The following is a 23972-nucleotide window of genomic DNA, read 5'->3' on the forward strand; positions in this document are numbered from 1 at the left end:
GTATGGGGATTTTTGCCTGCCCCGTCTGCGGGGCTACGCTCCGGCGGGAGGAAACGGCATACCGGTGCCCTCAGGGGCACAGTTATGACCTTGCGAAAGAGGGCTATGTTTATCTGCTTCCGCCGAACAGGAAGCATTCCGCCGACCCGGGGGACAGCCGCGAAATGGTCGCGGCGCGCCGGCGGTTTCTGGAAGCCGGGCATTACGCGCCGTTCAGCGACTGCCTGAACCGTCTGGCGGAGGACAGTCTTCCGCAGGGGCGCCCCGTGATTCTGGACGCGGGCTGCGGCGAGGGATACTATGCCGGGCGGCTGCGGGAACATCTGCTGAAAAGGGGAGCGGCTCCGGAGCAGTACGGGCTCGATATTTCGAAATCCGCGGTGCGCGCCGCCGCGAAGAAGTATCGGGGAATTATGTTTGCCGTGGGCAGCATCTTCGGCATTCCGGCTCTTTCCGCGTCCGCCGATGTTCTTACGGATGTGTTCGCGCCGATTGTTCCGCGGGAATATGCGCGGGTGCTGCGCCCCGGCGGGGTCCTGATCCTCGCCGTGCCGTCGCAGCGGCATTTGTACGGCCTGAAAGAAATCCTTTACGACGAGCCGTACGAGAACGAATACCGGGAAACCGAGTACCCTGGTTTTGCGTTCCTCCGGCGCGTGCCGGTGCGGGGGAATATCACATTAAACGGGGCGCGGGAAATCGGGGACTTGTTCGCCATGACGCCCTACTTCCGAAAAACACCGCGCGAGGGCTGCGAGCGGCTTGCCCGGACGCAGATGCTTAGAACGGAAATAGGATTCGATTTTTTACTCTATCGCAAGGTGGGAGAATGATGAGCAAGCGCAAGGCGTTCGTTAACTTTGTCAAAGCGGAGAATATCTTCTTCATGGTCGCCGTCACGGTCCTCGCCATGGCGGTCCGTCTCAGATTTTTCGGGTATATCTCCAGCGACTACCGGCAGTTTTTATCCGGATGGTTTGAGCTGCTTCGCCAGAACGGCGGCCTTTCGGCGGTGGGAATCAATTTCGGCGACTATACGCCGGCCTACTACTATCTGCTTGCCCTTCTCACCTATCTTCCGTTTTCCGGCCTGCACCTGATTAAGGCGCTTTCCTGCGCGGGGGACGTCGCGGCGGCGTATTATGTGTTTCGCATCGTCGACCGGAAATACGGTGAATTCTGGGGGGAAATCGCCTACGCGGTCACGCTGTTCCTGCCCAGCGTGATTCTGAATTCGGCGGTCTGGGCGCAGTGCGATTCCATCTATACCGCCGCGCTGCTCGCCTGCATCTGCTATCTGATGGAGGATCGGCAGTACCTTGCCGTCACGGCGTTTTCAATTGCGCTTGCGTTCAAGCTGCAGGCCGTGTTTCTCGCTCCGTTTCTGTTCGTCCTGCTCCTCAAGGGCAGAATCAAAGCGCGCTGTCTGCTGATCCCGCCGCTGGTGTATGTGATTTCCATTTTGCCCGCCGCCGTGATGGGCCGTAATTTCTGGGAATTACTGACCGTCTATTTCCGGCAGTCGCAGGAGTACAACGAGCTGACGATGAACCTGCCGAATCTGTTTACCTGGTTCCCCGCGGACGCGCCGGAATCCGTCGGCAGGGCGGCGGTGCTGGCCGCAGGGGCGCTGGTGCTGTTCACGTTTGCCTATCTCTGCGCACAGAAATTCCGCATCACGGATGAAATGCTGGTCTCCCTTGCGCTGTTTTATGTGATGCTGCTGCCGTATTTTCTTCCGTTTATGCACGAGAGATACTGGTACCCGGCGGATTTGCTCTCGCTTGTGTTCGCGTTTTATTTTCCGGAAAAGTTCTATGTCCCGGTCATCACGGTGATGTCCTCCGTCTACGCCTACAGCCGGTTTCTGTTTGGATTCCGGTTTATCAGCATGAAGCTGTTTTCCGTTCTGATGCTCTTTAACCTGATCTGGGTCGCGATTCATATTATTTACCGCATCCGGGACGGCTCGGACTGGAAGGTGATGAGGCGGGGATGGACGGACTGAAGCTGATTCCCATGGCGCCGCGGCACCTGGACCGCCTTGCCGAGCTGGAACGGCTCTGCTTTGCGGAGCCGTGGACGCGGGAAGGACTTGCCGCCGAGCTTTCCAGCGATACCGCCGTCTTTCTGGCCGCGGAGAGCGGCGGAGAAATCGCCGGCTACGCGGGGATGCACTGTGTCCGCGGGGAATGCTATGTGGACAACATCGCCGTTTTCCCCGCTTTTCGGCGTCAGGGCGTCGGACGCGCGCTGACGCGGGGCCTGATCGGCCGGGCGCGCGAGAGGAACGCGGAGTTTTTCAGCCTGGAGGTGCGTCCCTCCAACACGGCGGCGGTCGCGCTGTATCAGTCGCTGGGGCTTCGCCCCGCCGGGAGAAGGAAGAACTTTTACCGGAACCCTGCGGAGGACGCACTGATTCTTACCCTGCATTTTTAAGATGCTTTCTTGGGGCAGGCCGTCCGGCCCTTACTCGCCTACGGCGCCCACGGCTGAAAACAAGTCCTCTGCTTTACTTTCTCTTGCCCTCTTGATGCCGACAATCTGGATGCGGCGTCAGGCTGCTCCTCCCGACCCGCGTACCTTTCGTACGGGACCGAAAGTATGGGCCTGCGCGGTCGAACGCTCGCCTTACGCTGCCTTCAGGGCAAAAAGAAAGAATCGAGTATGAAATTCCGCTCAAAATTAAGAATCAGGGGGAATGCAACATGACAAAACGCGAAACCCGTCTGCTGGCGCTTGCCTGCACGTTCATCGGAATCGTGATCGGCTTTTTGCTTGCGCCGATCAAGGCCGGAACCACCGTTTCCTGCGGCAACAACAATACGCTTGAGGGACCGGACGCCAAGAGACTGAAGCACCGCGCCGGAAAGCGCTTCCGGACGCGGGAAGAGGAGCCCGGGGAGGACACATGCGAATTCTAGGAATTGAAAGCTCCTGCGACGAAACCGCCGCCGCCGTTGTCGAAGACGGCAGAATCATCCGCTCCAACTCGGTCGCCTCGCAGATTGAAGAACACCGGCTTTACGGCGGCGTTGTGCCGGAGATCGCCTCCCGCAGGCACTGCGAGGCGATTTCCGGCGTTGTGAATAACGCGCTGGACGACGCCGGGACAAGCCTGGAAGAAATCGATGCGATCGCCGTCACTTACGCGCCCGGGCTGATCGGCGCGCTGCTGGTCGGCGTCAACTTTGCGAAGGGGCTGGCCCTGTCGACGGGGAAGCCGCTCGTACCGGTGCACCACCTGCGCGCGCATATCGCCGCGAATTACCTGACGTTCCCGGAGCTTACGCCGCCGTTTCTCTGCCTGGTGGTTTCCGGCGGCCACACGCACCTGATCGACGTCCGGAACTACACGGACCTGCGCGTGCTGGGCCAGACCAGGGACGATGCGGCGGGCGAGGCGTTCGACAAGGCCGCGCGCGCGATGGGCATGCCGTACCCCGGCGGGGTCGAGCTGGATAAAGTTGCAGAGCGGGGGAATGATAAGGCATACAAACTCCCGCGCCCGTCCGTGGATGGGGCTCCGTTCGATTTCAGCTTTTCCGGCCTGAAAACCAACGTGCTTAATCAGCTGCACAACGCGCGGCAGCGCGGGGAAACGGTTTCGATTCCGGATCTTGCGGCGTCTTACCGCAGGGCGGTGGTCGACTGTCTGGTGCGGAACACGCTGCTCGCGGCGGAGGAAACCGGTGCGAAAAAGCTGGTGACGGCGGGCGGCGTCTCCGCCAACTCGCTGCTGCGGCGGGAACTGAAGACGGTGTGCCGGGAGCGCGGCCTGTCCTTTTACTGCCCGCGGCTGGACCTTTGCGGCGACAACGGCGCGATGGTCGCGGCCCAGGGCTTCTATGAGTATGCGGCCGGAAACGTTGCCGGACCCGGCCTGAACGCCCGCGCGGAGCTTTCTGTGGAATCTCTCTCCGTTTAATTTTGCAGGATGGGGCTCATCATTATTCATTATTCTGTGAGAGCATAAAAGAAAAATAATTTTCAAAAATTGATATATTTTTAACAAACGAATCCGATGTTATTGCACAATACGAAATGTTGTATTATAATGGCAGTATATTCATTAGGCCATTGGGCCGAAAGGAGAAGCATATGACTCAGAATCAATCGGTACTGGAATGGATGGAAAAGATGAAGGAGTTGGTCTGTCCGGACAGGGTGATCTGGATTGACGGGACTCAGGAGCAGCTTGAATCGTTGAGGGCCGAAGCTTGCAAAACCGGCGAGATGATCAAGCTCAATGAAGAGAAGCTTCCCGGCTGCTATCTTCATCGCACGGCCGTAAACGACGTGGCACGCGTGGAGGGACGCACCTTTATCTGCTCCCGCAGCGAGGAGGACGCGGGTCCGACCAATCATTGGATGGAGCCGTCAAAGGCCTATGAAATGCTGTACGGAATCGCAAAAAACAGCTATCGGGGCCGCACCATGTATGTGATTCCTTATTCTATGGGCCCCGTGGGCTCTCCGTTTGCCAAAATCGGCGTTGAACTGACCGATTCCATTTATGTTGTTCTGAATATGAGCATTATGACCCGCGTCGGCAGCGAGGTTCTTGAAACCCTTGGCAACAGCAGCGACTGGGTGCGCGGCCTGCACTGCAAATGCGAGATCGACGAAGAAAAAAGATACATTTGCCATTTTCCGGAGGACAACACGATTATATCCGTCAATTCCGGTTACGGCGGAAACGTTTTGCTCGGGAAAAAATGCTTTGCGCTGCGCATCGCGTCCTTCCTTGGCAAAAACGAGGGCTGGATGGCGGAGCACATGCTGATCCTCGGCATTCAGAATCCGCTGGGCGAAATCAAATATGTGGCTGCGGCGTTCCCGTCGGCCTGCGGCAAGACGAATCTCGCCATGCTGGTCCCGCCGGAATTCTACCGGAAAAAAGGCTACAAAATCTGGACGGTCGGCGACGACATCGCCTGGATGCGCATCGGACCGGACGGCAGGCTCTGGGCGATCAACCCGGAAAACGGATTTTTCGGCGTGGCGCCGGGAACCAACGAAAAATCGAACCCGAACGCCCTGGCGACGACAAAATCCGGCACGATTTTTACAAACGTTGTGCATAATCTGGACGACAACACCGTCTGGTGGGAAGGATTGGACCACAATCCGCCGAAGAATGCCGTGGACTGGAAGGGCCGCCCGTGGGACGGCACCAGCAGCAAGGAAAAGGGAGCGCACCCGAACAGCCGCTTTACCGCGCCGGCGAAAAACTGCCCGTGCATCAGCCCCGAGTTTGAAAACGGGCGCGGCGTTCCGATTTCCGCGATTATTTTCGGCGGCCGCCGCGCGCGCACCACGCCGCTGGTGTATCAGTCCAGGGACTGGAACAACGGCGTGTTTGTAGGCTCCATCATGGCGTCTGAAACAACCGCAGCCGCGACCGGCGCCGTGGGCGTCGTCCGCCGCGACCCGATGGCCATGCTGCCGTTCTGCGGCTACCATATGGGCGATTACTTCAAGCACTGGATCGATATGGGCGAAAGACTCGGCGACAAGGCGCCGAAGATTTTCAACGTAAACTGGTTCCGGCTGGACGACGAGGGCCATTTCATCTGGCCGGGCTTCGGCGATAATCTGCGCGTGCTCGAATGGATTCTGAAACGCTGCGAGGACAAGGCGGACGCGGTCGACACCCCGATCGGCTTTGTGCCGAAGGCGGAGGACATCAACCTCTCCGGTCTGGATCTGACCGTCGACACGCTCAAGACGATTCTGAACGTCGACAGCGCGGACTGGACGAAGGAAGCCGACGGAATTGAGGAATTCTATCAGAAATTCGGCGACAAGCTCCCGAAGGAACTGAAAACGGAACTTAAAAAGCTGAAAGAAAAACTTGCATAGGATGCAGCTGCCGTCAATATAGAAAAATCAGAGGAGCCCGCCCCTTGTAGGGACGTGCTCCTCTAATCGTTTGGTAACGGGGCTATAGAATCCCCAGACTCTTCATTAAATCGTGCAGCTGCTGTTCCTGAGCGTCGTTAAGCGGGAGCATGGGGGCGCAACAGGTGTCGCTGATTTCCAGGCCGGCGATCCGCATGGCCCTTTTGACAGTGGGGATGAAGGGGTGCGCAACCTCGTAAAGTGCCATTGCCCTGTCGATGTATTTCTGCATCTCCGCCATCCTGAATGCGTCATTTCTTTCCACGGCCTTTACCCATTCTGCGCATTTTTCCGGGATCAGGTTTGAAAGTCCGCCAATGACGCCTGCACCACCGCTCATGACGTTATGCACCAGGTTGTCATCGTAGCCACTGAACACCTCGAAATCCGGAAACTCGGGAGTTACCGTTCGAATGATTGCGCTGGTGTGGCTCATCTGCGTGACGGTATCCTTGACTCCCTTGATGTTTTTATGCTTGCGGGCCAGGCGCAAAACCAGGTCGGGGGAAATGTCGTGGACCGTCCGTTCGGGGAAGTTGTAAAGGAAGATGTCGGCGGGCGTGCTGTTGGCGACCAGGTCGAAAAAGGCTTCCAGAGCCTCCTGCGAAAATTTGAAGTAGTAAGGGCTTACAACCATGACCTCACGAAGCCCTTTGCCGTAGGCGTAGTTGGCGAGTTCAATCGCCTCGTCCGCTATCATGCGGCTGATGCCGATGAAAATTCGCGTCCTGCCTTTCACATAGTCAGCAGCAAGGTCGATCAGCTGCATCTGAGCCTCCATGGTCATGGAAAAAAATTCGCCGGTGCTGCCCATGATCACAAGGCCGCTGACGCCACCCTGAATCAGATGGTCATAGACTTTCTTATTGCCTTCCAGGTCCAGAGTGCCGTCCTTTTTGAAAATGGTCACAACAGGGGTTAAAAACTGAGCTTTCATTTAGGTAATATCACTCCAATCTAAAAAACGAGGGATACGGGGCTTCTTTGAGGAAAAAAAGCGGTGCCTGCCCATACGGAACACTCCGAGGAGCGGAAACCCGTTCTAAATCATAGGTTATAAATTCCGCTCGGGCAAACTCCCTTCCGTATTTATTCTATCATTATACATAGTTGCAGACACGCGCAATGGCCATTTCAGTATAGCCCAGGCTTTCGGCCTTGGTCTGCTTTCCGCTAGCGACCTGCGAAACCAGAGTAATCAGCCTGTCCCCGAGTTCCTCAACGGTTTTGTCGCCGTAAATGAGGGGCGAGGCATCTACGTCGATGTTGTCAATCATACTGGAATAGGTTAGCTTGTTGCCGGTGATTTTAATGACGGGCGCGATAGGGTTGCCTGTGGGGGTGCCGCGGCCAGTCGAAAAAACCACGACCTGGGCGCCGCCGGCCACCATGCCTGCTACGGATGAAGGGTCGTTGCCCGGAGTGTCCATGATAACCAGGCCGGCTTTTGTTCCTACCTGCTGTGCGTAATCATAGACCGCGTTCACAGGCGTGTGTCCGCCCTTGTGGATGCAGCCCAGCGACTTTTCTTCCAGAGTCGTAAGGCCGCCGGCTTTGTTTCCGGGGGATGGATTCCCTTCACGGACCTCTTCACCGACCAGGCTTAGGGCCTTTTCATACCGGTGGACGATTTCGTAAATCCGGTCGTGGACTTCCTTAGTGGCGGCGCGGCGAGCAAGAATATGTTCGGCACCAATAAACTCGGTCGTTTCGCTGAGAATGGAAGTGCCTCCTTCACTGACCATCAAATCGCTGAGCTGGCCTATCAGAGGGTTGGCCGCCAGACCACTGGTCGGGTCGGAGCCGCCGCATTCCGTTCCTATGATTAGTTCGGATAGCGGGAAGAGCTTCTTCTGAACAATGGAGGCCTCTGTGACCATTTCCTTGGCGTAACGTACGGCCTGGTCGATCGCCTTCAGCGTCCCGCCGGCCTCCTGGATGATGACCTGCTTCAAGGGTTTATTTGTGAGGGCCCGAATGGCGTTTACCACTAGGTCCATCTGGCAGTTTTCACAGCCCAGGGATACCACGACGGTTCCGAAAATATTGGGGTTAGCGGCATAGCCCGCCATTACGTCCATGGTGAGCTGTTGATCGGGGGCGACTTGGGAACAGCCGTTCTGGTTATTGAAGGTCACGGAGCCGACCACCTGTTGGGAAACAATGCGGGTAGTATCCGAAGCGCAGACGCTTGCCGGCAGGATTAGTACCTTATTGCGGACGCCAATCCGCCCGTCCGGGCGTTTATAACCGTAAAAATTCATTCTTAATCTCTCCTTCAGACTTCAAGGTCTTCACGATGGCTGGCAACGTTATGGACGTGCACGTGCTCGCCCGCTTTAATGTCACAGGAAGCTATACCGATATGTTCACCGTATTTTCGGATCGGCGTACCTTTGGCGATATCGCGGACCGCCAGTTTATGGTAAATGATAATATCCTGCAGGGCGGTGAGGGATTTTTCCTCACTGTTCACGACATAGGTTACAGTGTCGCCTTTTTTGATCGGTTCGATCGCGACGGCTACGTCATCCTTAAAATCGATAATCATTGCGTTGAGCATAGAAGGGCTCCTCTCTTTATTTTGTCAAATTATTGAGCAAGATGGATCAGGACTGGGCCTGTGAAATGTTCCGGATTTCGGACTGTTTCGGGCATTTGGGGGAACCGTATTTCTTTACCCACCAGTCGGTGATGAATGGGACCAGAATGGCCGTGATGACGGTGGACGCGGCGACCTGCACGGTGGCGGAGTTCACAAAAGGTTGATACCGCGGATCTACCAGAGCGACGGCTGCGGGCACGGCGACCGCATTCCCAGCAGTGGTGGCGACGGCCCAGCCGGCGTAGCCGGGGCGGCGCCCTATGAAGTGGTCGCAGAGAACGATGAACGGCCCGCCGATGAGGCAGGTCACGAGGCCGAGGACAATGCCCTGAGGGCCTCCTTTCACCATGTTTGTGATGTTGATCCCTGCTCCCAGACAGAAGCCGACGAATGGAATCATGATGGAACCGGCGGGGGCAAGGAATTTGCTGAGATCTCTGTCTATGTTGCCGAGGACCATGCCGACTAATATGGGTCCGATGGTGGCGATGAGTGCTTTGATGGGGACATTGGCCAGACCGGAGCCGCCGAGGGCGATCAGGGTGAATAGTGGGCCGTCGTTCAGACTTAGTAAGGCCATGGCGGCGCAGTCGGGAGCATCACCGTAATTTTCCATCAGAGCAAGGTATAGGGAGCCGTTGGAATTGGTCACTGCGCTGATGATAGCAAGGCTGGTCATGCCGAGTACGCCCGCCATGCCGAAAATTTTGCCAATGGAAATGCCGATTGCGGCGCCGATCACGAATTTGGCAAGCAGCAGGATCCCTCCGCGCTTTATTACCGGCGGGATGTCCCTGATCTGAAGGGGTTGTTCCCAGACAGAAAAGCTGAATGCCCATTGCGGTTGCCGCGCCTGCGCTGGTGAAAACCGCCGTGGTGAAGGAACCGATATTGACGATGTTGGGGAAAAAGGTATTGATGATGGAGCCTAATATCAGTGGGACGACCATCATTCCAGCGGGGATTTTTTTCAGGACTTTCATGATCATAAGCGGAGTCCTCCTCAAATTTAATTTGTTCCTATTTACGAACTAGATTCTTAAATAAGAACAAGTAACATTGTTAAATTATCACCAAACGCTGTTTCTGTCAAGATCAAATCTGCCATTTTGCATTTTTTTGTTTTATCTCTATATGCTTTTTTGATAAATTTGTATAATCTAACAACTTTTTTGCGGATTATTGCAATGGGAATATTCGTTTGTTATGATATGATAAAATGTAAAATTAAACGGAAAGATGATGAATACATGGAATTGGACGACATGCCGAAACAGCACCGGAGCACAGCGCGTGTTTTGGATGTTTTGGAATATCTCGCAACTGAGGGGCAAAAAGGATGTACCCTTTCGGAGCTTTCGGCTGCCCTGAACGCTCCGAAAAGCAGCCTGTTTCCGATTCTTCATACTCTCGCGGACCGAAAGTATGTATATCTGGACAAAGGGACAGGCCGATACTCGATTGGAATCGGTACCTATGCTTTGGGAAGGGCATTTACGGCGGGCAGGGATGCACTGGAGCTGATTCTGAAAGCCATGGAGGCGATCGTGAGAAGCTGTGAGGAAACCTGCCAACTTGCGGTGCTGGACAAAGAAAAAGTTCTTTATATTGGAAAGGTGGATTCCCCTCAGGCCATTCGCTTGGTTTCCTCTGTGGGAGCCAGGCTTCCGGCGAACTGTACGGCACTTGGAAAAGCTTTGCTGAGTGGCCTGAAGGACGAAGAAATCCTACTGCTGTTCAAAGACAGGCTTTGTCGCATGACGGACCGTTCAATTACGGACATCCAACACCTGCTTGCGCAGATACGGGCCATCCGGAAAGGCGGAATTGCATGGGAGCATGAAGAGTCGACGGATCATGTCTGTTGCTATGCGGTTCCTCTGCGTAAAGGGGGTAAAGTTTTCGCCGCTGTCAGCGTTTCGTTTCTCACATTCCGCAGTACGCCGGAAAAGGAACGACTGGTAAGGGAAAGTCTTGTAAAGGCGCAGGCAGAAATCGAGCAGATTGCGGAGGAACGGGGATTCGTCCTGAAGTATTAAACGGCGGATCTCCTGTAGCCGTCGTGATTCAGTGTCAGAATCTGCAACTAAAAAGTATGAATAAACTGTTTCTGAATTAAAAATTTTGTGTAAATGCAATATTGCGTTTTCACAGAGGAACCGATATACTTAACCTGTAATCGAAACGGGACCCGGCAATTTTGTCGGGCGATTTTTATTTTACGGAGGAATCGAAATGGCAGACAGTACAACGTCGGCGATCCATCCCAAGGGCGACTTTTTTAACCTGAAGGGGAACCACACGGATATCCGCACGGAGATCATCGCGGGGCTTACCACATTTTTCACGATGGCTTACATCATTTTTGTAAACCCGGCGATTCTCGGCGACGCCAAGATGGACAAGGGTGCGGTCATGCTTGCCACCTGTGTCGCCTCGGCGATCGGGACGCTTTTAAGCGGCCTTTTGTCCAACTACCCGCTGGCACAGGCGCCGGGCATGGGCCTGAACGCGTTCTTTGCCTACACCATCTGCGGCACTTACGGCTATTCCTGGCAGGCGGGCCTGTCCGCCGTGTTCATTTCCGGCGTCATCTTCATTGTTCTTTCCGCCGGAGGAATCCGCGAAAAAAATCGTGGATGCGATACCGCTTCCCATGAAAAAGGCCATCAGCGGCGGAATCGGGCTGTTTATCGCAATCGTGGCGCTTAAGGGCGCGGGAATCGTCGCGCCGAGCGAATCCACCATCATTACGCTGGGCAATTTCACGAATCCTACGACGGCGCTTGCCGTAATCGGAATTTTCATCACCGTCCTCCTGGTGGTTCAAGGCGTAAAGGGCGGCCTGTTCATCAGCATTCTGGCAACCAGTGTCGTGGGCGCTGTGATGCAGTTCGGGTTCGGGGTCAATGTCGGCATTTCGCAGGGCCTTTCGGTCGGCGGCTCGCTCGCCCCGACCTTCGGCAAATTCACGGGCGGCTTTTCCGAGCTGCTTCACACCAATGAAGGCATCGGTGTGGCGTTCTTCTCCCTGATTGCGGTCCTGATTTCCCTGACGATGGTCGACATGTTCGACACGGTCGGCACGCTGTACGGCACCGCCGGCAAGGCGGGCTTCCTGACCCCTGAGGGCAAGCTGCCCAACGCGACGAGAGCGCTGATGGCCGACGCGATCGCAACCTCCGTCGGCGCGGTGTTCGGCACCTCCACGGTGACCACCTATGTGGAATCCAGCGCGGGTATTTCGGAGGGCGGCAAAACCGGCCTGACCAGCGTTACCACCGCCATTTGCTTCATCCTCGCGATTTTCCTTGCTCCGTTTCTCGGCTTTATTCCGGGCTCCGCGACGTATCCGGTCCTTCTGATCGTCGGCGTCATGATGATCGGCGGCGTGAAGGACGTCGACTGGGACGACATGGAAATCGCGATTCCCTGCTTTTTGACGATCGCGATGATGCCGTTCGCGTACAGCATTTCCGAAGGCATCGCGTTCGGCAGCATCAGCTATTGCTTCATCAAGCTGGTGCGCGGCAAGGCAAGGGAGGTCAGCCCGATCATGTACGGGATCGCGGTGCTCTTTGTCATCCGCTACATTCTGGAATACGTTCACTTCTGAGTTTCATTTGAACGGCGGGAAGCCCCTCTCCGCATTTGCGGAGAGGGGCTTCCTTTTTTCGTCCCGGGAGAGCGCCGTCAGCTGATGCCGACGCCCGCGCTGGCATAGCCCGCGATCGTATTGACCAGGGACACGCCCGCCGCGGTGGCCGAAAAGACCATCAGCAGCCGCGTTTGGGCGGTGACCGGAATGGCGAGCCCGGTCGTGACGGCGTTGAAGGTGTCGCCGACGGAAATAACGCCGGTCAGCGGCGGAAGTGTCACCAGCGCGCCGGGGACCGGTGAAAACGTGTCGTTTGGGGTCGGCGAGCTGTAAAGCTGGGCGGTGATGGTCACGGTCGTGCCGGCAAGCGCAAGTGCCGCAGTCACGCTGAAATAGGCGGCGACGGAATTGATGACTCCGTCACGCGGCATTGAGAACGCAAAGTTGGTCAGGCCGGACAGGTCGATGACTCCTAAAGCGAGGACACCCGGCGCGTTCAGCCCGAACCCGATCAGTCCCAGAGTTCCGACCAGACCTCCCGCCACGGTTGTCAGCGAGGTTGGAGTTCCGGATGCGAACGGAATGATGGCTCCCGCACCCGCAGCACCCGTCGGTCCGGTCGGCCCGGTAACGCTCAGGCCCGCGGTTCCCGTTGGCCCCGTCGGTCCGGTCGGCCCGGTAACGCTCAGGCCCGCAGCACCCGTCGGCCCCGTCGGTCCGGTCGGCCCGGTAACGCTCAGGCCCGCCGCGCCCGTGGGCCCCGTCGGTCCGGTCGGCCCGGTAACGCTCAGGCCCGCCGCGCCCGTGGGCCCCGTCGGTCCGGTCGGCCCGGTAACGCTCAGGCCCGCCGCGCCCGTGGGCCCCGTCGGCCCGGTCGGCCCGGTAACGCTCAGGCCCGCCGCGCCCGTGGGCCCCGTCGGTCCGGTCGGCCCGGTAACGCTCAGGCCCGCCGCGCCCGTGGGCCCTGTCGGACCCGTCGGCCCGGTGGACCCGACGGGTCCGATAATACTGATACCCATGGGACCTGTCGGCCCGGTTGGGCCCGGCAGTCCTGGGAAGCCGGGAGGTCCCGGAAAGCCGGGAGGCCCCGGAGGTCCCGGAGGACCCGCCGGTCCAGGGTCACCGGTGAAGCCCTGAAAGCCCATCGGGCCCCTCGCGCCGGGAGGGCCGGGAGGGCCCGGAGGCCCCGGAGGACAGAAGCGTCCGCCGGGCGCCGCAAAAGCGGGACTGGAGCTTCCGACCGGATCCCGGCCGTTACGGCGTGGAAAACTTTGATTACAACCCAAGAAATCCCCTCCTGCTGTCAAAACGGATTCGCCGGCAGTAGGCCGGCAATCTTTTTTATCATAGTATGCCGAAAGTTCTTTGGTGCCAATAAAATTTAAAAGAACTCACGGCGGGATTTGTCCAAATAAGGAATAAAAGGCTTCCCAATCCGGCAAAGCCGGAATTGGGGAGCAGAGGGATCAGCAGGAAATCCGCACGGCGGTGATACTGGCAAAGGATACCGTGGATGCACCGCTCACGGTGAGGGAAACAACGCCGCCGGCAGGTACACTGACGATTGCCTGACCGCTGTAATTGGTGTCCGTCGTGGTAATAACGGCGGAGCCTGCGACCGGTACGCCGTTGAGAGCCAGACTTACCGTAACGCCCGCAAGAGGCGCCGTGACGGAAATATGATATTGAATCAAATAAACGCCCGGCCTGGTAAACAGCAGATTTCCGCCGGACAGTACGATGTCGGGAGTGGAGCTGCCGGTCCCGAAGACCACGGGCACGCCGGCCGCTACAGCCTGAGAAGCAGTCGTGTAATAAAACGCGTAGGAAGGAACCCTTGGATCACAGACGGGCGGACAGGGGACGCATTGGCAGCACTGGCACTGGCACTGGTACGGGCTGCGGTTAATCGGAAGAAACGCGGGAAAAACCCTGTTGCAAGAACATGGATCGCTGCAACTAAAACAGCTCAAAATAAAACCTCCTTTTCACTTATGCTGAACAATCTTTTACAGACCGTTCCCTGTATATACTATGCGGGAAAGGAGAATTTGTCTGCCGTTCGGCGAATTTCCGTACCGCTTTTCCCGGCGTTATGGTATAATCGGCAGTGAGAATCAAAAGGGAGAAAGGGGAGTTTCGCGTGAAAAAAGCGCTGGTGACGGGGGCCTCCGGGGGAATCGGACAAGCGGTCGCCGCGCGGCTGGCCGCCGACGGTTACAAAGTATATTTAAATTATTTTAAAAATGAAAAAGGCGCGCGCAGCCTTTGGGAAAGGCTGACGCGCGCCTGCGGCCCGGAATCCGCCGTTCTGGCGCGGGCGGATATTTCCGATTCCGCCCAGGCGGCGGAGCTGTTCCGCTCCGCCGGAAAGCTCGACCTGCTGGTCAATAACGCGGGGATTGCGCAGCAGAAGCTGTTCACCGACCTGACGGACGGCGACTGGGATCAGATGTTCAATGTGGATGTGCGCGGCGTCTTTCTGTGCTGCCGCGCCGCCCTTCCCGATATGATCCGGGAAAAGAGCGGCTGCATCCTCAATATTTCTTCCATGTGGGGGCAGGTCGGCGCTTCGTGCGAGGCGCACTATTCCGCCGCCAAAGCCGCCGTCATCGGGCTGACGAAAGCGCTCGCGAAAGAGGTCGGGCCCTCCGGCGTGCGGGTCAACTGCATCGCCCCGGGCGTGATCGCCACCGAAATGAACGCGGGGTTTTCCGAACAGACCATGGAAGAGCTGCGGGAGGAAACCCCGCTGTGCCGCATCGGCTCCCCGGAGGATATTGCCGCGGCGGTGTCGTTTCTTGCTTCCGAACAGGCGGGCTTCATCACCGGGCAGGTCCTGGGGGTCAACGGCGGCATGGTGATCTGACTAACCGGGAAAATGGCAAAACGGCTGCTCCGGCTCAGACCTCGGTCAGCAAAATTTCGCAGTCCCCCCTTCACGGTGTACCGGCCGAACCCCGCGGGAAGGAAAATGCTGTCCCCTTTCGCAAAGGTCAGAAGCGTACGGCCGCGGTCCAGAATCAGCGCGTCGCCGCTCAGGCATAAAATGGACTGAAAGCTCTTTTCACTCGCGCAAAGCGCGTGTTCCGTGATTTTCATGCGGTTGACGGTGAAATATTCGCACGAGCCGAGCAGGGTTTTCACGCAGCCCGGTTCCCGGATTTCGTCCCCCTGCGGGCCGACGGGACGCGCGGGGCGGCTCCGGCGGGTGACGTCGAGCGCCTGCGGGATATGCAGCTCCCGCGGCTTTCCGTCCGCGCCCGGGCGGCCGTAATCGTAAATGCGGTAGGTCAGATTGGAATTCTGCTGGATTTCCGCAATCAGAATCCCCGCGCCGATGGCGTGCAGCGTTCCGGATTCGATCATCAGTACGTCCCCGGGGTGCACCGTGACCTTGTTGAGGACTTCGGTCAGCGTGTTGTTCTCAATCCGTTCGCGGAATTCCTCTTTGGAGATTTCGTGGTCGAAGCCGTAATAGAGGTACGCCCCCTCCTCGCAGTCGACGATGTACCACATCTCGGTTTTGCCGAATCCGCCGCCGTGTGCGCGCGCGTACTCGTTGTCGGGGTGAACCTGAATGGAAAGCGCGTCCTTTGCGTCGATCAGTTTGATCAGCACCGGAAAATCGGGGAATTTTTCGCAGTCGGATCCGAGAACCCGCCTTCCGGCCATTTTAAAATATTCGTTCAGAGTCAGATCCCGGCACTCGCCGTTCGCGATGACCGCGGGCCCGTCCGGGTGGCAGGAAAGGACCCAGCTTTCCGCGACTTTCGCCGCGCTGCTCTGCTGATGGTATTCGGTTCTCAGCCGGGTGCCTCCCCAGATATAATCCTTACAAACGGCGTTCAGCCGGATCGGATACAGCTGTTCCATCTGAAACACTCCTTAAGAAACATGGATTTTGTCAGCGAATGAAAATAATCCCAAAAACGATTATACCCGGATTGACGCGCAATTACAATTACAGAACGAAAAAAACGAAAAGGGGGTGTTGCAAAACGGCACGAAAAAAAGTCGGAGCAACCATACGAAAAGGTATTGGCAGCTCCGGCTTTTTGCTTTAAAATTTAGTTGTGAAAGAAAATAAAAAGCTCTTAGAGCATAACAGATTTGAGCGAAAAAATCAACAGTTGACGCTCCCAATGGATATGGAAATAACAATACCGCAGGATGATCCGGTACGGCTTGCCAGCGCGCAGCTTGAGGAACTGGATTACAGGGAACTGTATCGCGCCTATTCTTCACAGGGAAGGAAATCGGCGGCTGAACCCCGGATCATCTTTGAGGTATTGGTGTACGGTTACATGTGCGGCATCTACTCGACGCGAAAGCTGGAGGAGGCCTGCCGGAAACGCGTGGACTTCATGTGGCTGCTCAATGGAGAACCGGTGCCGGACTACAGCACGTTTGCGAGGTTTCGCACCGGACGCACCAAAGAAGCGGTGGAAGATTTGTTTTACCAATTTGTCCGGCGCCTGGAACAGATGGGCGAGACGGAGCACGACGAGGTATTCATCGACGGCACCAAGCTGGAGAGCCGGGCGAACCGCTACACGTTTGTCTGGCGCAAGACGACGGAGAAATATTTGGCCAAAGTGAAGGATGCCGTGCGTGAGGAATTTGAAAGCCGTGGAATTTCCGGCAATGTGACCCTGAAAAAGTTCCGTGAATTGGTAAAATCGGAAAAGGCGGCCTGTGAGAAAAACGGAATTCATTTTGTACATGGAGCCGGTCGCCGCAAGCCGCCCCGGCAGCGGGCGTATGAGAAGATTTTTACATTGCTGGAAAAGTGGGAGGGCTATGAGAAGAAGCTGTTTTTAATGGGAAACAGTCGTAACAGTTATGCCAAAACAGATCCGGATGCCACCTTTATGCATATGAAGGAAGACCATATGCGCAACGGGCAGCTCAAACCGGGCTACAATGTGCAGATTGCCGTGAACAGCGAGTACATCACAGGCGCCGCGGCTTTTTCGAACCGGACGGACAGCGGGACGCTGCGACCCTTTTTGCGCAGACTCGAACAGCAGCATGGGGAACGCTACCGGGATATTGTGGCGGACGCGGGCTATGAAAGTCTGGACAACTACCTGTATCTGGAGGGAAACGGGCAGACCAGCTTCATCAAACCCATCAACTACGAAGCACAAAAAAACAAAAAGTTCAGGCAGCAGATCGGCCGCCGGGAGAATATGCAATATGACAAACAGCAAGACTGCTATGTCTGCGCGGCCGGCAGAAAGCTTCTTTTCCATCACGAAAGTACGCAGCGGAATCGGCAGGGATATTTCCCAACGACGGCGTATTACCGGTGCGATAGCTGCGTCGGCTGCCCGTGCCGTGAAGCTTGCTGCAAGGCAAAAAGCGGCACGCCGAAAGAACTGAGAGTGAAAACGGATTTGGTTCGCCTGAGTGACGATTCCCGGAAAAACATTAAAACCGAACGTGGAATTACGCTTCGGATGAACCGCTCTATCCAGGTGGAAGGGGCCTTCGGCGTTCTGAAAAGCAACCGCAAATTCAAGCGCTTTCTTACCCGGGGCCGGGCAAACATTTCAACGGAGCTTTACCTTTTGTGCATGGGCTACAACTTGAACAAGCTCTGTGCGAAATGCAACACAGGAAGGTTAAAAACACATTTGTTTTGCCTTCAAAAAGAGTAGATTCCAGAAAAACAGAAAATGATTGATTTTTCAGCTTCGCTTTACGGCGGAGCTTAGCATTGCTATTCCTATTTCGACGATTTGTCTCGCAAAGTTTTCAACAAAAGCTTCGTATTTAGATCACTTTTCAACATGAACGGGGGTGTTGCAAAATTTTCATTTTGCAACACCCCCTTTTAAACATGCGGGAAGCGTTTAAATGAACAGGTTCGTGTCGGACTGTTCCGCCGCGCCCAGGAAGGTCGCGACTCCGGCGACCTCGACTCCGTCGATCAGTTCCTCTTTGCGGATTCCCATAATATCCATGGACATCTGGCACGCGACGATCCGCACGCCGGAGTCCATCGCGGACTGGAGCAGCTCCTCCAGCGAAGAAACGTGCTTGCGCTTCATCACGCCGCGGATCATTTTCGGACCGATGCCGAGCATGTTCATGCGGGAAAGGCTGAGCTTTTGCGTGCCGCGCGGCATCATGGCGCCGAACATTTTTTCAATCAGGTTCTTTTGGACGCCGACGCGGTTGTTTCTGCGCAGAACGTTCAGGCCCCAGAATGTGAAGAACATTGTTACCTTCCGACCCATGGAAGCGGCGCCGTTCGCGATGATCAGGGAAGCGATGGCGCGGTCGAGGTCTCCGCTGAACACGATGATGCTTTTGTCGTTTCCGCCCGCGGCGGGCGCGGAAGCCGGAGCGGCGGGCACCGGAGCGCCCTTCTGCACGCGGACCTCATAGACGGTGCCTTTCCGCTCGGAGCCGAGCAGGCGGTTTCCGGTCCGTTCGCACCAGACGCCGATGTCTGAGACAAAGCCGGGGTCCGTCGCGCGGATGCACAGGGTCTCGCCCTCCGATGCCGCTTTCACGGCCTGCGCCGTTTTCATGATCGGGCCGGGGCACTGCAGGCCGCAGGCGTCCACCTCAATCGTCTTTTCGGGGGCGGAGGGCGGCGCGGGTTTTACCGGCTCACAGTTTTTTTTTATGCCCACGCAGTCGGTGGGCGAGGGGGCGGACGGCTTGTCGTGAACGTCGCGCCAGGTCTTCATTCCGCCGCTCAGGTTGTAAACGTCGAACCCGTGCTGCGTAAGGATACGGGACGCGACATAGCCGCGCAGGCCCACCGCGCAGTAGGCGTAGACCGGTTTGTCTTTCGGCAGCTCGGAAAGGCGGTTCCTCAGTTCGTCGACCGGAATATTGACGGCGCCGTCCAGCATGCCGGTCGCGGTTTCCTCCGGGGTGCGAACGTCGAGGAGCGTAACCTTGGAGCGGTCAAGGCCGTCCGTGTCCTCCGCGTAGAAAGGCTTGACGTCCCCGCGCAGCATGTTGGCGGCGGTAAAGCCCAGCATGTTCACCGGGTCTTTCGCGGAGGAATAGGGCGGCGCGTAGCATAGCTCCAGCTTTTCCAGGTCGTAAACCGTGCCGCCGAGGCGGATCGCGGTCGCGATCACGTCGATGCGCTTGTCGGAACCGGCCGCGCCGACTGCCTGGGCGCCGTAAATTTTGCCGTCCGGCGCGAACAGCAGCTTCATGCTCAGCTGGGTCGAGTTCGGGTAATAGGTGGCGTGGTCGCTGGGATGCACATAGGTCTTGAGGTACGGCAGCTTCTTTTCTTTCAGCTGTTTTTCGTTCAGGCCGGTTGAAGCGGCGGTCAGGCCGAACACCTTCAGAATTGCGCTGCCGATGACGCCCTCGTCCTTTTGAATCCGTTTCCCCAGCACGTTTTCGCCCGCCGCGCGGCCCTGCCGGTTTGCCGGGCCGGCCAGCGCCAGCAGGGTCTCTTCGCCGGTGATGAACTGCTTCACGTCGATTGCGTCGCCGACCGCGTAGATGTCCGGGTCTCCGGTTTGGAACGTGTCGTCCACCCGGATACTGTCCCTGATGCCGAGCGGAAGGCCGGCGTCTTTTACCAGAGAGCTGTCCGGCGCGACGCCGATGCTCAGAATGACAAGGTCCGCCGGAAGCTCGTTCTCGTCGGATAGCCTGACGCAGAGCCGCTCCTTCTGTTCAAAGCCCTTTACGCCCGTTCCGAACATCAGCCGGATCCCGTTTTCCCGCAGATGCCGGTGCAGGATCGCGGCCATTTCCGGGTCGAGGTTCGACACCGCCTGCGGCAGGAATTCGACGATGGTGACGTCGAGCCCGCGTTCCTTCAGGTTTTCCGCCATTTCCACGCCGATGAAGCCCGCGCCGACCACCACGGCGCTTTTGGAGCCGTGCTCTTTGATATACTCGTCAATGCGGAATGTGTCCGGAACGGTGCGCAGGGTAAAGATTCCGGGCAGGTCGATCCCGGGCAGCATCGGCCGCTTCGGGTTTCCGCCGGGGGATAGAATCAGTTTGTCATAGCTTTCCTCATACCGGGAGCCGTCCGCGTGGTTTACGACCGTGACGGTCTTTTTGTCCCGGTTGATCGACACGACTTCGTTTTCCACCCGCACGTCGATGTTGAAACGGCTTCGGAGCGTTTCCGGCTTTGTAACCAGAAGCCTGTCTTTATCCTTGATCGTTCCGCCGATGTAATACGGCAGGCCGCAGTTTGCGTAGGAGATGTATTTTCCCTTTTCAAACAGAACGATCTGCGCGTCCTCGCTGAGCCTGCGCAGTCTGCACGCCGCGCTGGCACCCCCCGCGACTCCGCCTACGATTAAAACCTTCATAGTAAAACCGCCTTTCATAATAGTTTGTGAATTGTCAAATAAATCAGGACAAAAGAAATTATGAGCCGGACAGGATCAGCTCGATTCCCTTTTTCAGCGCGTCGCCGTCCATGGCACCCGGCGAGCCGGCGGCTACCGTCCCGTCCGCTCGAATGAAAAAGGTTGCCGGAATGCCCGTCAGCCCGTATGCGGATACCGCTTCCTGATTCAGATCATAATAAGCCGGAAAGTCATAGCCGTTCTGCTTTAAAAACGCTTCGCCCTTTTCCTGCGTTTCCTGCCTTCCGTCGGTCCAGTTGACAAATAAGAACTGGACCCGATCCTTCTCTTCGCCGTAGACCTGATTGAACTCCGGCATTTCCTGCTTGCAGTAGTAGCACCAGCTTGCCCAGAAGTTGAGAACGACCGGCTTTCCCTTGAAATCCGACAGATGCACGGCATTTGAGTCCGCGTCGTAAACCGTGAAATCCGGCGCTTCGACCGCCGAGGACACCGCCTGCGAGGAACCCGCGGCACTCTGCGAAGAGGTCGGCGCCGATGAGACCGGTAAATCGCTTTCAGGCCGGTAGCGCGCGGAAAGGCCCGTGTAGGCAAAGTAAGCTCCGCCGAGGACCGCCGCGAACGCGGCGGTAAGAAGCGCTGTTTTCCATGCCCGGTTCATTTTCGCCCTCCTTAGGACAGCGGAACCAGAAGTCCGGCCGCCGTTAGAACTCCCACGATCACTAAAAGAATTCCGGATGCCGCCGTGACGGCCCGGTAATGCCGCTTGATGCGGTCGAACGAGCGTTTCAGCCGGTCGATCAGCAAAGCGGACGCAACGAACGGAATTCCCAGCCCCGCGGAATACGCGAGAAGCAGCAGAATCCCCTTCCAGCTTTCTCCGCCCGCCGCCGCGAGCATCAGGGCGGAGCCGAGAAACGCGCCGACGCACGGAGTCCAGCCGACGGAAAACGCGGCGCCGAACAGCGCGCAGCGGAAAAAGCCCAGCCGGTTCGGGCGGTAGCCGGAAACGCGGCTCTTCTCCAGGAACCCGATGTGCAGCACCCCCGCGAAATGCAGCCCGAACAGAACCATGACGGCGCCCGCGAAAAGGCCGGCCAGCCGGGAGTGCTGGCGCACCGCCGCGCCGAGCGTTCCCGCGAACGCGCCGAGGACCAGAAAAACGACGGTGAATCCCGCCGTGAACCCGAGCGCGTTTTTCACCGCGCCGCGATTGCCGCCGGAAATTTCCTGCCCGGCAAAAAAAGAAGCGTAGGCGGGCAGCATCGGAAGAAGACAGGGGGAGACAAAGGTGACGACGCCCTCCAGAAAGGTGATCAGGTATTCCGTCTTCTTTCCCTCCCATCTTTCTATTTTTTAAATACAAGTATATAATAAAGGTATTGTATCGCTTTTTCCGTGACAAAATCACATAAGTTAAAAAAATAACTTTGTGACGTTGTCACGGAAGAAGCAGGCAAAGCAGGTTAGGATGAAAATCACGAAAAAGAACGGAGGATCTCTCATGCCGGACGTTATTATACTGGGGAGCGGCCCAGCGGGAATTTCCGCCGCGCTGTACACCGCCCGCGCCGGACTTTCCACGCTGATTCTCGCCTCCGGGGCGGGAGCGCTGGAAAAAACGGATAAAATCGAAAATTATTACGGATTCGCCGAACCGGTCTCCGGTCGGCAGCTGCTCGAAAACGGAATCGCGCAGGCCGGACGCCTCGGCGTCTGCATTGTTCGGGAAGAGGCGGTCGGGCTCTCTTTCGACGGGGAATTTGAGGTCGCGACAAAAGAAAATTCCTATCGCGCGCCGTTTGCCGTCATGGCGACGGGCGCGTCGCGCAAAGCGCCGAAAATTCCGGGCCTAGCGGAGTTTGAGGGGAAGGGAGTCAGCTACTGTGCCGTTTGCGACGGTTTCTTCTATCGGAAAAAGCCGGTTGTAGTTCTGGGCGCGGGCGATTACGCCCTGCACGAAGCCGCCGAGCTGCTGCCGCTGGCCTCTTCCGTCACGATTCTGACCGACGGGCGGGAGCCGCAGGCCGTGTTTCCCGCGGGAATGACGGTAAATTCCCAAAAGGTGGCGGCGCTGACCGGCGGCGGGACGCTCGGGGGAGTCCGGTTCGAGGACGGCTCCGAGCTGGAAACGGCGGGTCTGTTCGTCGCGGTCGGCGTGGCGGGCAGCGCCGACCTTGCGCGAAAAATCGGCGCGGAGGTGAAGGGCGTTTCGGTTGTAGTCGACGAAAAGATGCGCACGAATGTGCCGGGTCTGTACGCGGCGGGGGACTGCACCGGCGGGCTGCTTCAGATATCAAAAGCGGTGTGCGACGGCGCGCTGGCGGGGACGGACGTCATCAAAGAGTTCCGGGCGCGGAAAAAAAGCTGATTTTTTGCCTGCGTGACAATGTTACGGAACATTTCTTCTCTTCTTCATAGAATACAGCAAAAGCAAATTTAAAATAGGAAAGGGAGAGACTCCAAATGTCGCCAGTAACCATTACCAGTAAGAATATCCACCAGCTTTTAAATTCCGATAAGCCGCTCCTCATCGATTTTTGGGCGCCCTGGTGCGGACCCTGCCGCATGGCCGCCCCCATCGTCGACGAGATTGCGCGGGAGGCCGCGGAAAAGGTCCGGGTCGGAAAGGTCGATATCGACAGCGAGCCGGAGCTTGCCGACAGGTTCGGCATCATGAGCATTCCGACCCTGGTTCTGCTCAGAAATAGCAAAGAAGCCGCCCGCAAGGTCGGGGTGAAAAGCAAAAAGGACATCATGAAAATGATCGGCACCTGAAACCGGATGGGCCGACCTGTTGAATGGAATAATCGGGGGCGAACGCTGATCTTTTTCGGCGGTCCCCGTTTTTTCTTGCTTGACTTCGCCGGGTAAAGTGATATCATTCTAACATATGTTAGAAATAGTTCACACCGGAGGGATCCTATGAATCAGAAAAAACTAAGTTTAAGGGTATCTGTTTTCTTTTTGTTTTCTCTGCCGGGAGCGGTGATGTTTGTCTCCGGCCTTTACAAAGCATGGAGCATTCCATCCAAAGCCTTTGTGCTTGCATCCGATGCGGTATTCCTGCTGCTTTGGGGGCTTCTGCTCTTTTGGTACCTGAAAAAAGGACAGCCGTACGACGAGATGGCGCGGTCCACCGCGGTTTCGGCGGCCTCGGCTTCCTGGGCGGTGCTTGCCGTTCTTCTTGCGGGAGTGGCGCTGTACTGCATCTTTACGGGGGGAACGATCGCGCTGACCGCGGCGGTGATGGATTTTGTTCTTGCGGGAATCGACGTATTGTACGCGCTGTTTTTTGTGCTATATGACTGGCGGGGGAGCGCGGTATGAGGCTGAAAACGGAGCTGCCCCGGTTTCGGCGGGAAACGGGCATGACGCAGAGCGGGCTTGCGGCGCTTGTCGGCGTGAGGCGCGAAACCATTGTCAACCTGGAAAACGGGAGATACAATCCTTCCCTGCGGCTGGCGATGGACCTTGCGGATGTTTTCCATACAACGGTGGAAGAGTTGTTCCGTTTTGAGGCGGAAAAAGATTGAATCCGAGTTTT

The 23972-nt window shown here is 57.1% G+C and carries 22 protein-coding genes and 3 pseudogenes; 14 read left to right on the top strand and 11 right to left on the bottom strand.

Going from position 1 to position 23972, the window contains the following annotated elements; translation table 11 throughout:
- Positions 1-2 precede the first annotated feature (2 nt).
- The 6 genes from HCR03_RS13040 (at position 3) to HCR03_RS13065 (ending at position 5865) form a co-directional block, all read left to right on the top strand.
- Positions 3-833, top strand: a complete 831-nt coding sequence (locus HCR03_RS13040; RefSeq protein WP_156991056.1) for a putative RNA methyltransferase — start codon at positions 3-5, stop codon at positions 831-833.
- Entirely contained in the window at positions 830-2008 is a 1179-nt protein-coding gene (locus tag HCR03_RS13045; protein ID WP_083210142.1) for a glycosyltransferase 87 family protein, read from the top strand. Before HCR03_RS13040 ends, HCR03_RS13045 begins: the two co-directional genes overlap by 4 nt.
- Entirely contained in the window at positions 1996-2439 is a 444-nt protein-coding gene (gene rimI, locus HCR03_RS13050; protein WP_066646748.1) for a ribosomal protein S18-alanine N-acetyltransferase, read from the top strand. Before HCR03_RS13045 ends, rimI begins: the two co-directional genes overlap by 13 nt.
- A 269-nt stretch (positions 2440-2708) precedes the next feature.
- On the top strand, positions 2709-2924 hold the full coding sequence (locus HCR03_RS13055) for a hypothetical protein (RefSeq protein WP_066646746.1): 216 nt from the start codon (positions 2709-2711) through the stop codon (positions 2922-2924).
- A complete protein-coding gene (tsaD, locus tag HCR03_RS13060; protein WP_187034598.1) occupies positions 2912-3928 on the top strand; it encodes a tRNA (adenosine(37)-N6)-threonylcarbamoyltransferase complex transferase subunit TsaD in 1017 nt (338 codons plus the stop codon). The genes HCR03_RS13055 and tsaD overlap by 13 nt, the downstream gene beginning before the upstream one ends.
- 173 nt (positions 3929-4101) lie before the next feature.
- Positions 4102-5865 carry a phosphoenolpyruvate carboxykinase (GTP) gene (locus tag HCR03_RS13065; RefSeq protein WP_066646740.1) on the top strand — a complete coding sequence of 588 codons (1764 nt, stop codon included), beginning with the start codon at positions 4102-4104 and terminating at the stop codon, positions 5863-5865.
- 82 nt (positions 5866-5947) lie between these two features.
- On the opposite strand, the gene HCR03_RS13070 is transcribed toward HCR03_RS13065, so the two are convergent.
- The 5 genes and pseudogenes from HCR03_RS13070 to HCR03_RS20335 form a co-directional block, all read right to left on the bottom strand.
- Positions 5948-6841, bottom strand: coding sequence for a dihydrodipicolinate synthase family protein (locus HCR03_RS13070; protein WP_066646737.1), 894 nt, complete (start codon positions 6839-6841; stop codon positions 5948-5950).
- Between the two features lie 163 nt (positions 6842-7004).
- Positions 7005-8168: a UxaA family hydrolase gene (locus tag HCR03_RS13075; RefSeq protein ID WP_066646734.1), complete on the bottom strand. Its 1164-nt coding sequence runs from the start codon at positions 8166-8168 to the stop codon at positions 7005-7007.
- 14 nt (positions 8169-8182) lie between these two features.
- A complete protein-coding gene (locus HCR03_RS13080) occupies positions 8183-8467 on the bottom strand; it encodes a UxaA family hydrolase (protein ID WP_066646732.1) in 285 nt (94 codons plus the stop codon).
- A gap of 46 nt (positions 8468-8513) precedes the next feature.
- Positions 8514-9425 (bottom strand): 2-keto-3-deoxygluconate permease, encoded by a 912-nt coding sequence (locus HCR03_RS13085; RefSeq protein WP_330601187.1) that lies wholly within the window; start codon positions 9423-9425, stop codon positions 8514-8516.
- Positions 9376-9498: pseudogene (locus HCR03_RS20335) on the bottom strand (2-keto-3-deoxygluconate permease); the annotation flags it as partial. The gene HCR03_RS13085 and the pseudogene HCR03_RS20335, both read right to left, overlap by 50 nt.
- A 261-nt stretch (positions 9499-9759) precedes the next feature.
- Between HCR03_RS20335 and HCR03_RS13090 the strand changes: the two are divergent.
- Both HCR03_RS13090 and HCR03_RS13095 read left to right on the top strand, forming a co-directional pair.
- Positions 9760-10548: an IclR family transcriptional regulator gene (locus HCR03_RS13090; RefSeq protein ID WP_228724964.1), complete on the top strand. Its 789-nt coding sequence runs from the start codon at positions 9760-9762 to the stop codon at positions 10546-10548.
- A gap of 196 nt (positions 10549-10744) precedes the next feature.
- Positions 10745-12125, top strand: a pseudogene (locus HCR03_RS13095) (NCS2 family permease).
- A gap of 77 nt (positions 12126-12202) precedes the next feature.
- Here HCR03_RS13095 and HCR03_RS13100 read toward each other — a convergent pair.
- Positions 12203-13126 (bottom strand): exosporium glycoprotein BclB-related protein, encoded by a 924-nt coding sequence (locus HCR03_RS13100; protein WP_407926811.1) that lies wholly within the window; start codon positions 13124-13126, stop codon positions 12203-12205.
- A 447-nt stretch (positions 13127-13573) separates the two neighbouring features.
- Positions 13574-14080 carry a BclA C-terminal domain-containing protein gene (locus tag HCR03_RS13105; protein ID WP_066646720.1) on the bottom strand — a complete coding sequence of 169 codons (507 nt, stop codon included), beginning with the start codon at positions 14078-14080 and terminating at the stop codon, positions 13574-13576.
- A gap of 170 nt (positions 14081-14250) precedes the next feature.
- On the opposite strand from HCR03_RS13105, the gene ymfI reads away from it, so the two are divergent.
- Positions 14251-14976 (top strand): elongation factor P 5-aminopentanone reductase, encoded by a 726-nt coding sequence (ymfI, locus tag HCR03_RS13110; RefSeq protein WP_187034599.1) that lies wholly within the window; start codon positions 14251-14253, stop codon positions 14974-14976.
- Between the two features lie 119 nt (positions 14977-15095).
- Here ymfI and HCR03_RS13115 read toward each other — a convergent pair.
- Positions 15096-15983: pseudogene (locus tag HCR03_RS13115) on the bottom strand (type I phosphomannose isomerase catalytic subunit); the annotation flags it as partial.
- 269 nt (positions 15984-16252) lie between these two features.
- On the opposite strand from HCR03_RS13115, the gene HCR03_RS13120 reads away from it, so the two are divergent.
- On the top strand, positions 16253-17773 hold the full coding sequence (locus tag HCR03_RS13120) for an IS1182 family transposase (protein ID WP_187034602.1): 1521 nt from the start codon (positions 16253-16255) through the stop codon (positions 17771-17773).
- 195 nt (positions 17774-17968) lie between these two features.
- On the opposite strand, the gene HCR03_RS13125 is transcribed toward HCR03_RS13120, so the two are convergent.
- The 3 genes from HCR03_RS13125 to HCR03_RS13135 are packed head-to-tail and all read right to left on the bottom strand — an operon-like array spanning position 17969 to position 21691.
- Positions 17969-20425, bottom strand: a complete 2457-nt coding sequence (locus HCR03_RS13125) for a DsrE/DsrF/DrsH-like family protein (protein WP_187034604.1) — start codon at positions 20423-20425, stop codon at positions 17969-17971.
- Positions 20426-20483: 58 nt separating this feature from the next.
- Positions 20484-21086 carry a TlpA family protein disulfide reductase gene (locus HCR03_RS13130; protein ID WP_187034607.1) on the bottom strand — a complete coding sequence of 201 codons (603 nt, stop codon included), beginning with the start codon at positions 21084-21086 and terminating at the stop codon, positions 20484-20486.
- A gap of 11 nt (positions 21087-21097) precedes the next feature.
- Positions 21098-21691, bottom strand: coding sequence for a cytochrome c biogenesis CcdA family protein (locus tag HCR03_RS13135; RefSeq protein WP_233452830.1), 594 nt, complete (start codon positions 21689-21691; stop codon positions 21098-21100).
- 238 nt (positions 21692-21929) lie between these two features.
- Between HCR03_RS13135 and HCR03_RS13140 the strand changes: the two genes are divergently transcribed.
- The 4 genes from HCR03_RS13140 to HCR03_RS13155 all read left to right on the top strand — a co-directional run bounded on the left by HCR03_RS13140 (position 21930) and on the right by HCR03_RS13155 (position 23961).
- Positions 21930-22796 (top strand): NAD(P)/FAD-dependent oxidoreductase, encoded by an 867-nt coding sequence (locus tag HCR03_RS13140; RefSeq protein ID WP_187034609.1) that lies wholly within the window; start codon positions 21930-21932, stop codon positions 22794-22796.
- A gap of 95 nt (positions 22797-22891) precedes the next feature.
- On the top strand, positions 22892-23203 hold the full coding sequence (gene trxA, locus HCR03_RS13145) for a thioredoxin (RefSeq protein WP_187034611.1): 312 nt from the start codon (positions 22892-22894) through the stop codon (positions 23201-23203).
- 147 nt (positions 23204-23350) lie between these two features.
- A complete protein-coding gene (locus HCR03_RS13150) occupies positions 23351-23755 on the top strand; it encodes a hypothetical protein (RefSeq protein WP_066646693.1) in 405 nt (134 codons plus the stop codon).
- Entirely contained in the window at positions 23752-23961 is a 210-nt protein-coding gene (locus HCR03_RS13155; RefSeq protein WP_066646691.1) for a helix-turn-helix transcriptional regulator, read from the top strand. The genes HCR03_RS13150 and HCR03_RS13155 overlap by 4 nt, the downstream gene beginning before the upstream one ends.
- Positions 23962-23972: the final 11 nt, after the last annotated feature.

It is taken from the genome of Caproicibacter fermentans (assembly GCF_014303955.1).
GTDB lineage: Bacteria > Bacillota > Clostridia > Oscillospirales > Acutalibacteraceae > Caproicibacter > Caproicibacter fermentans.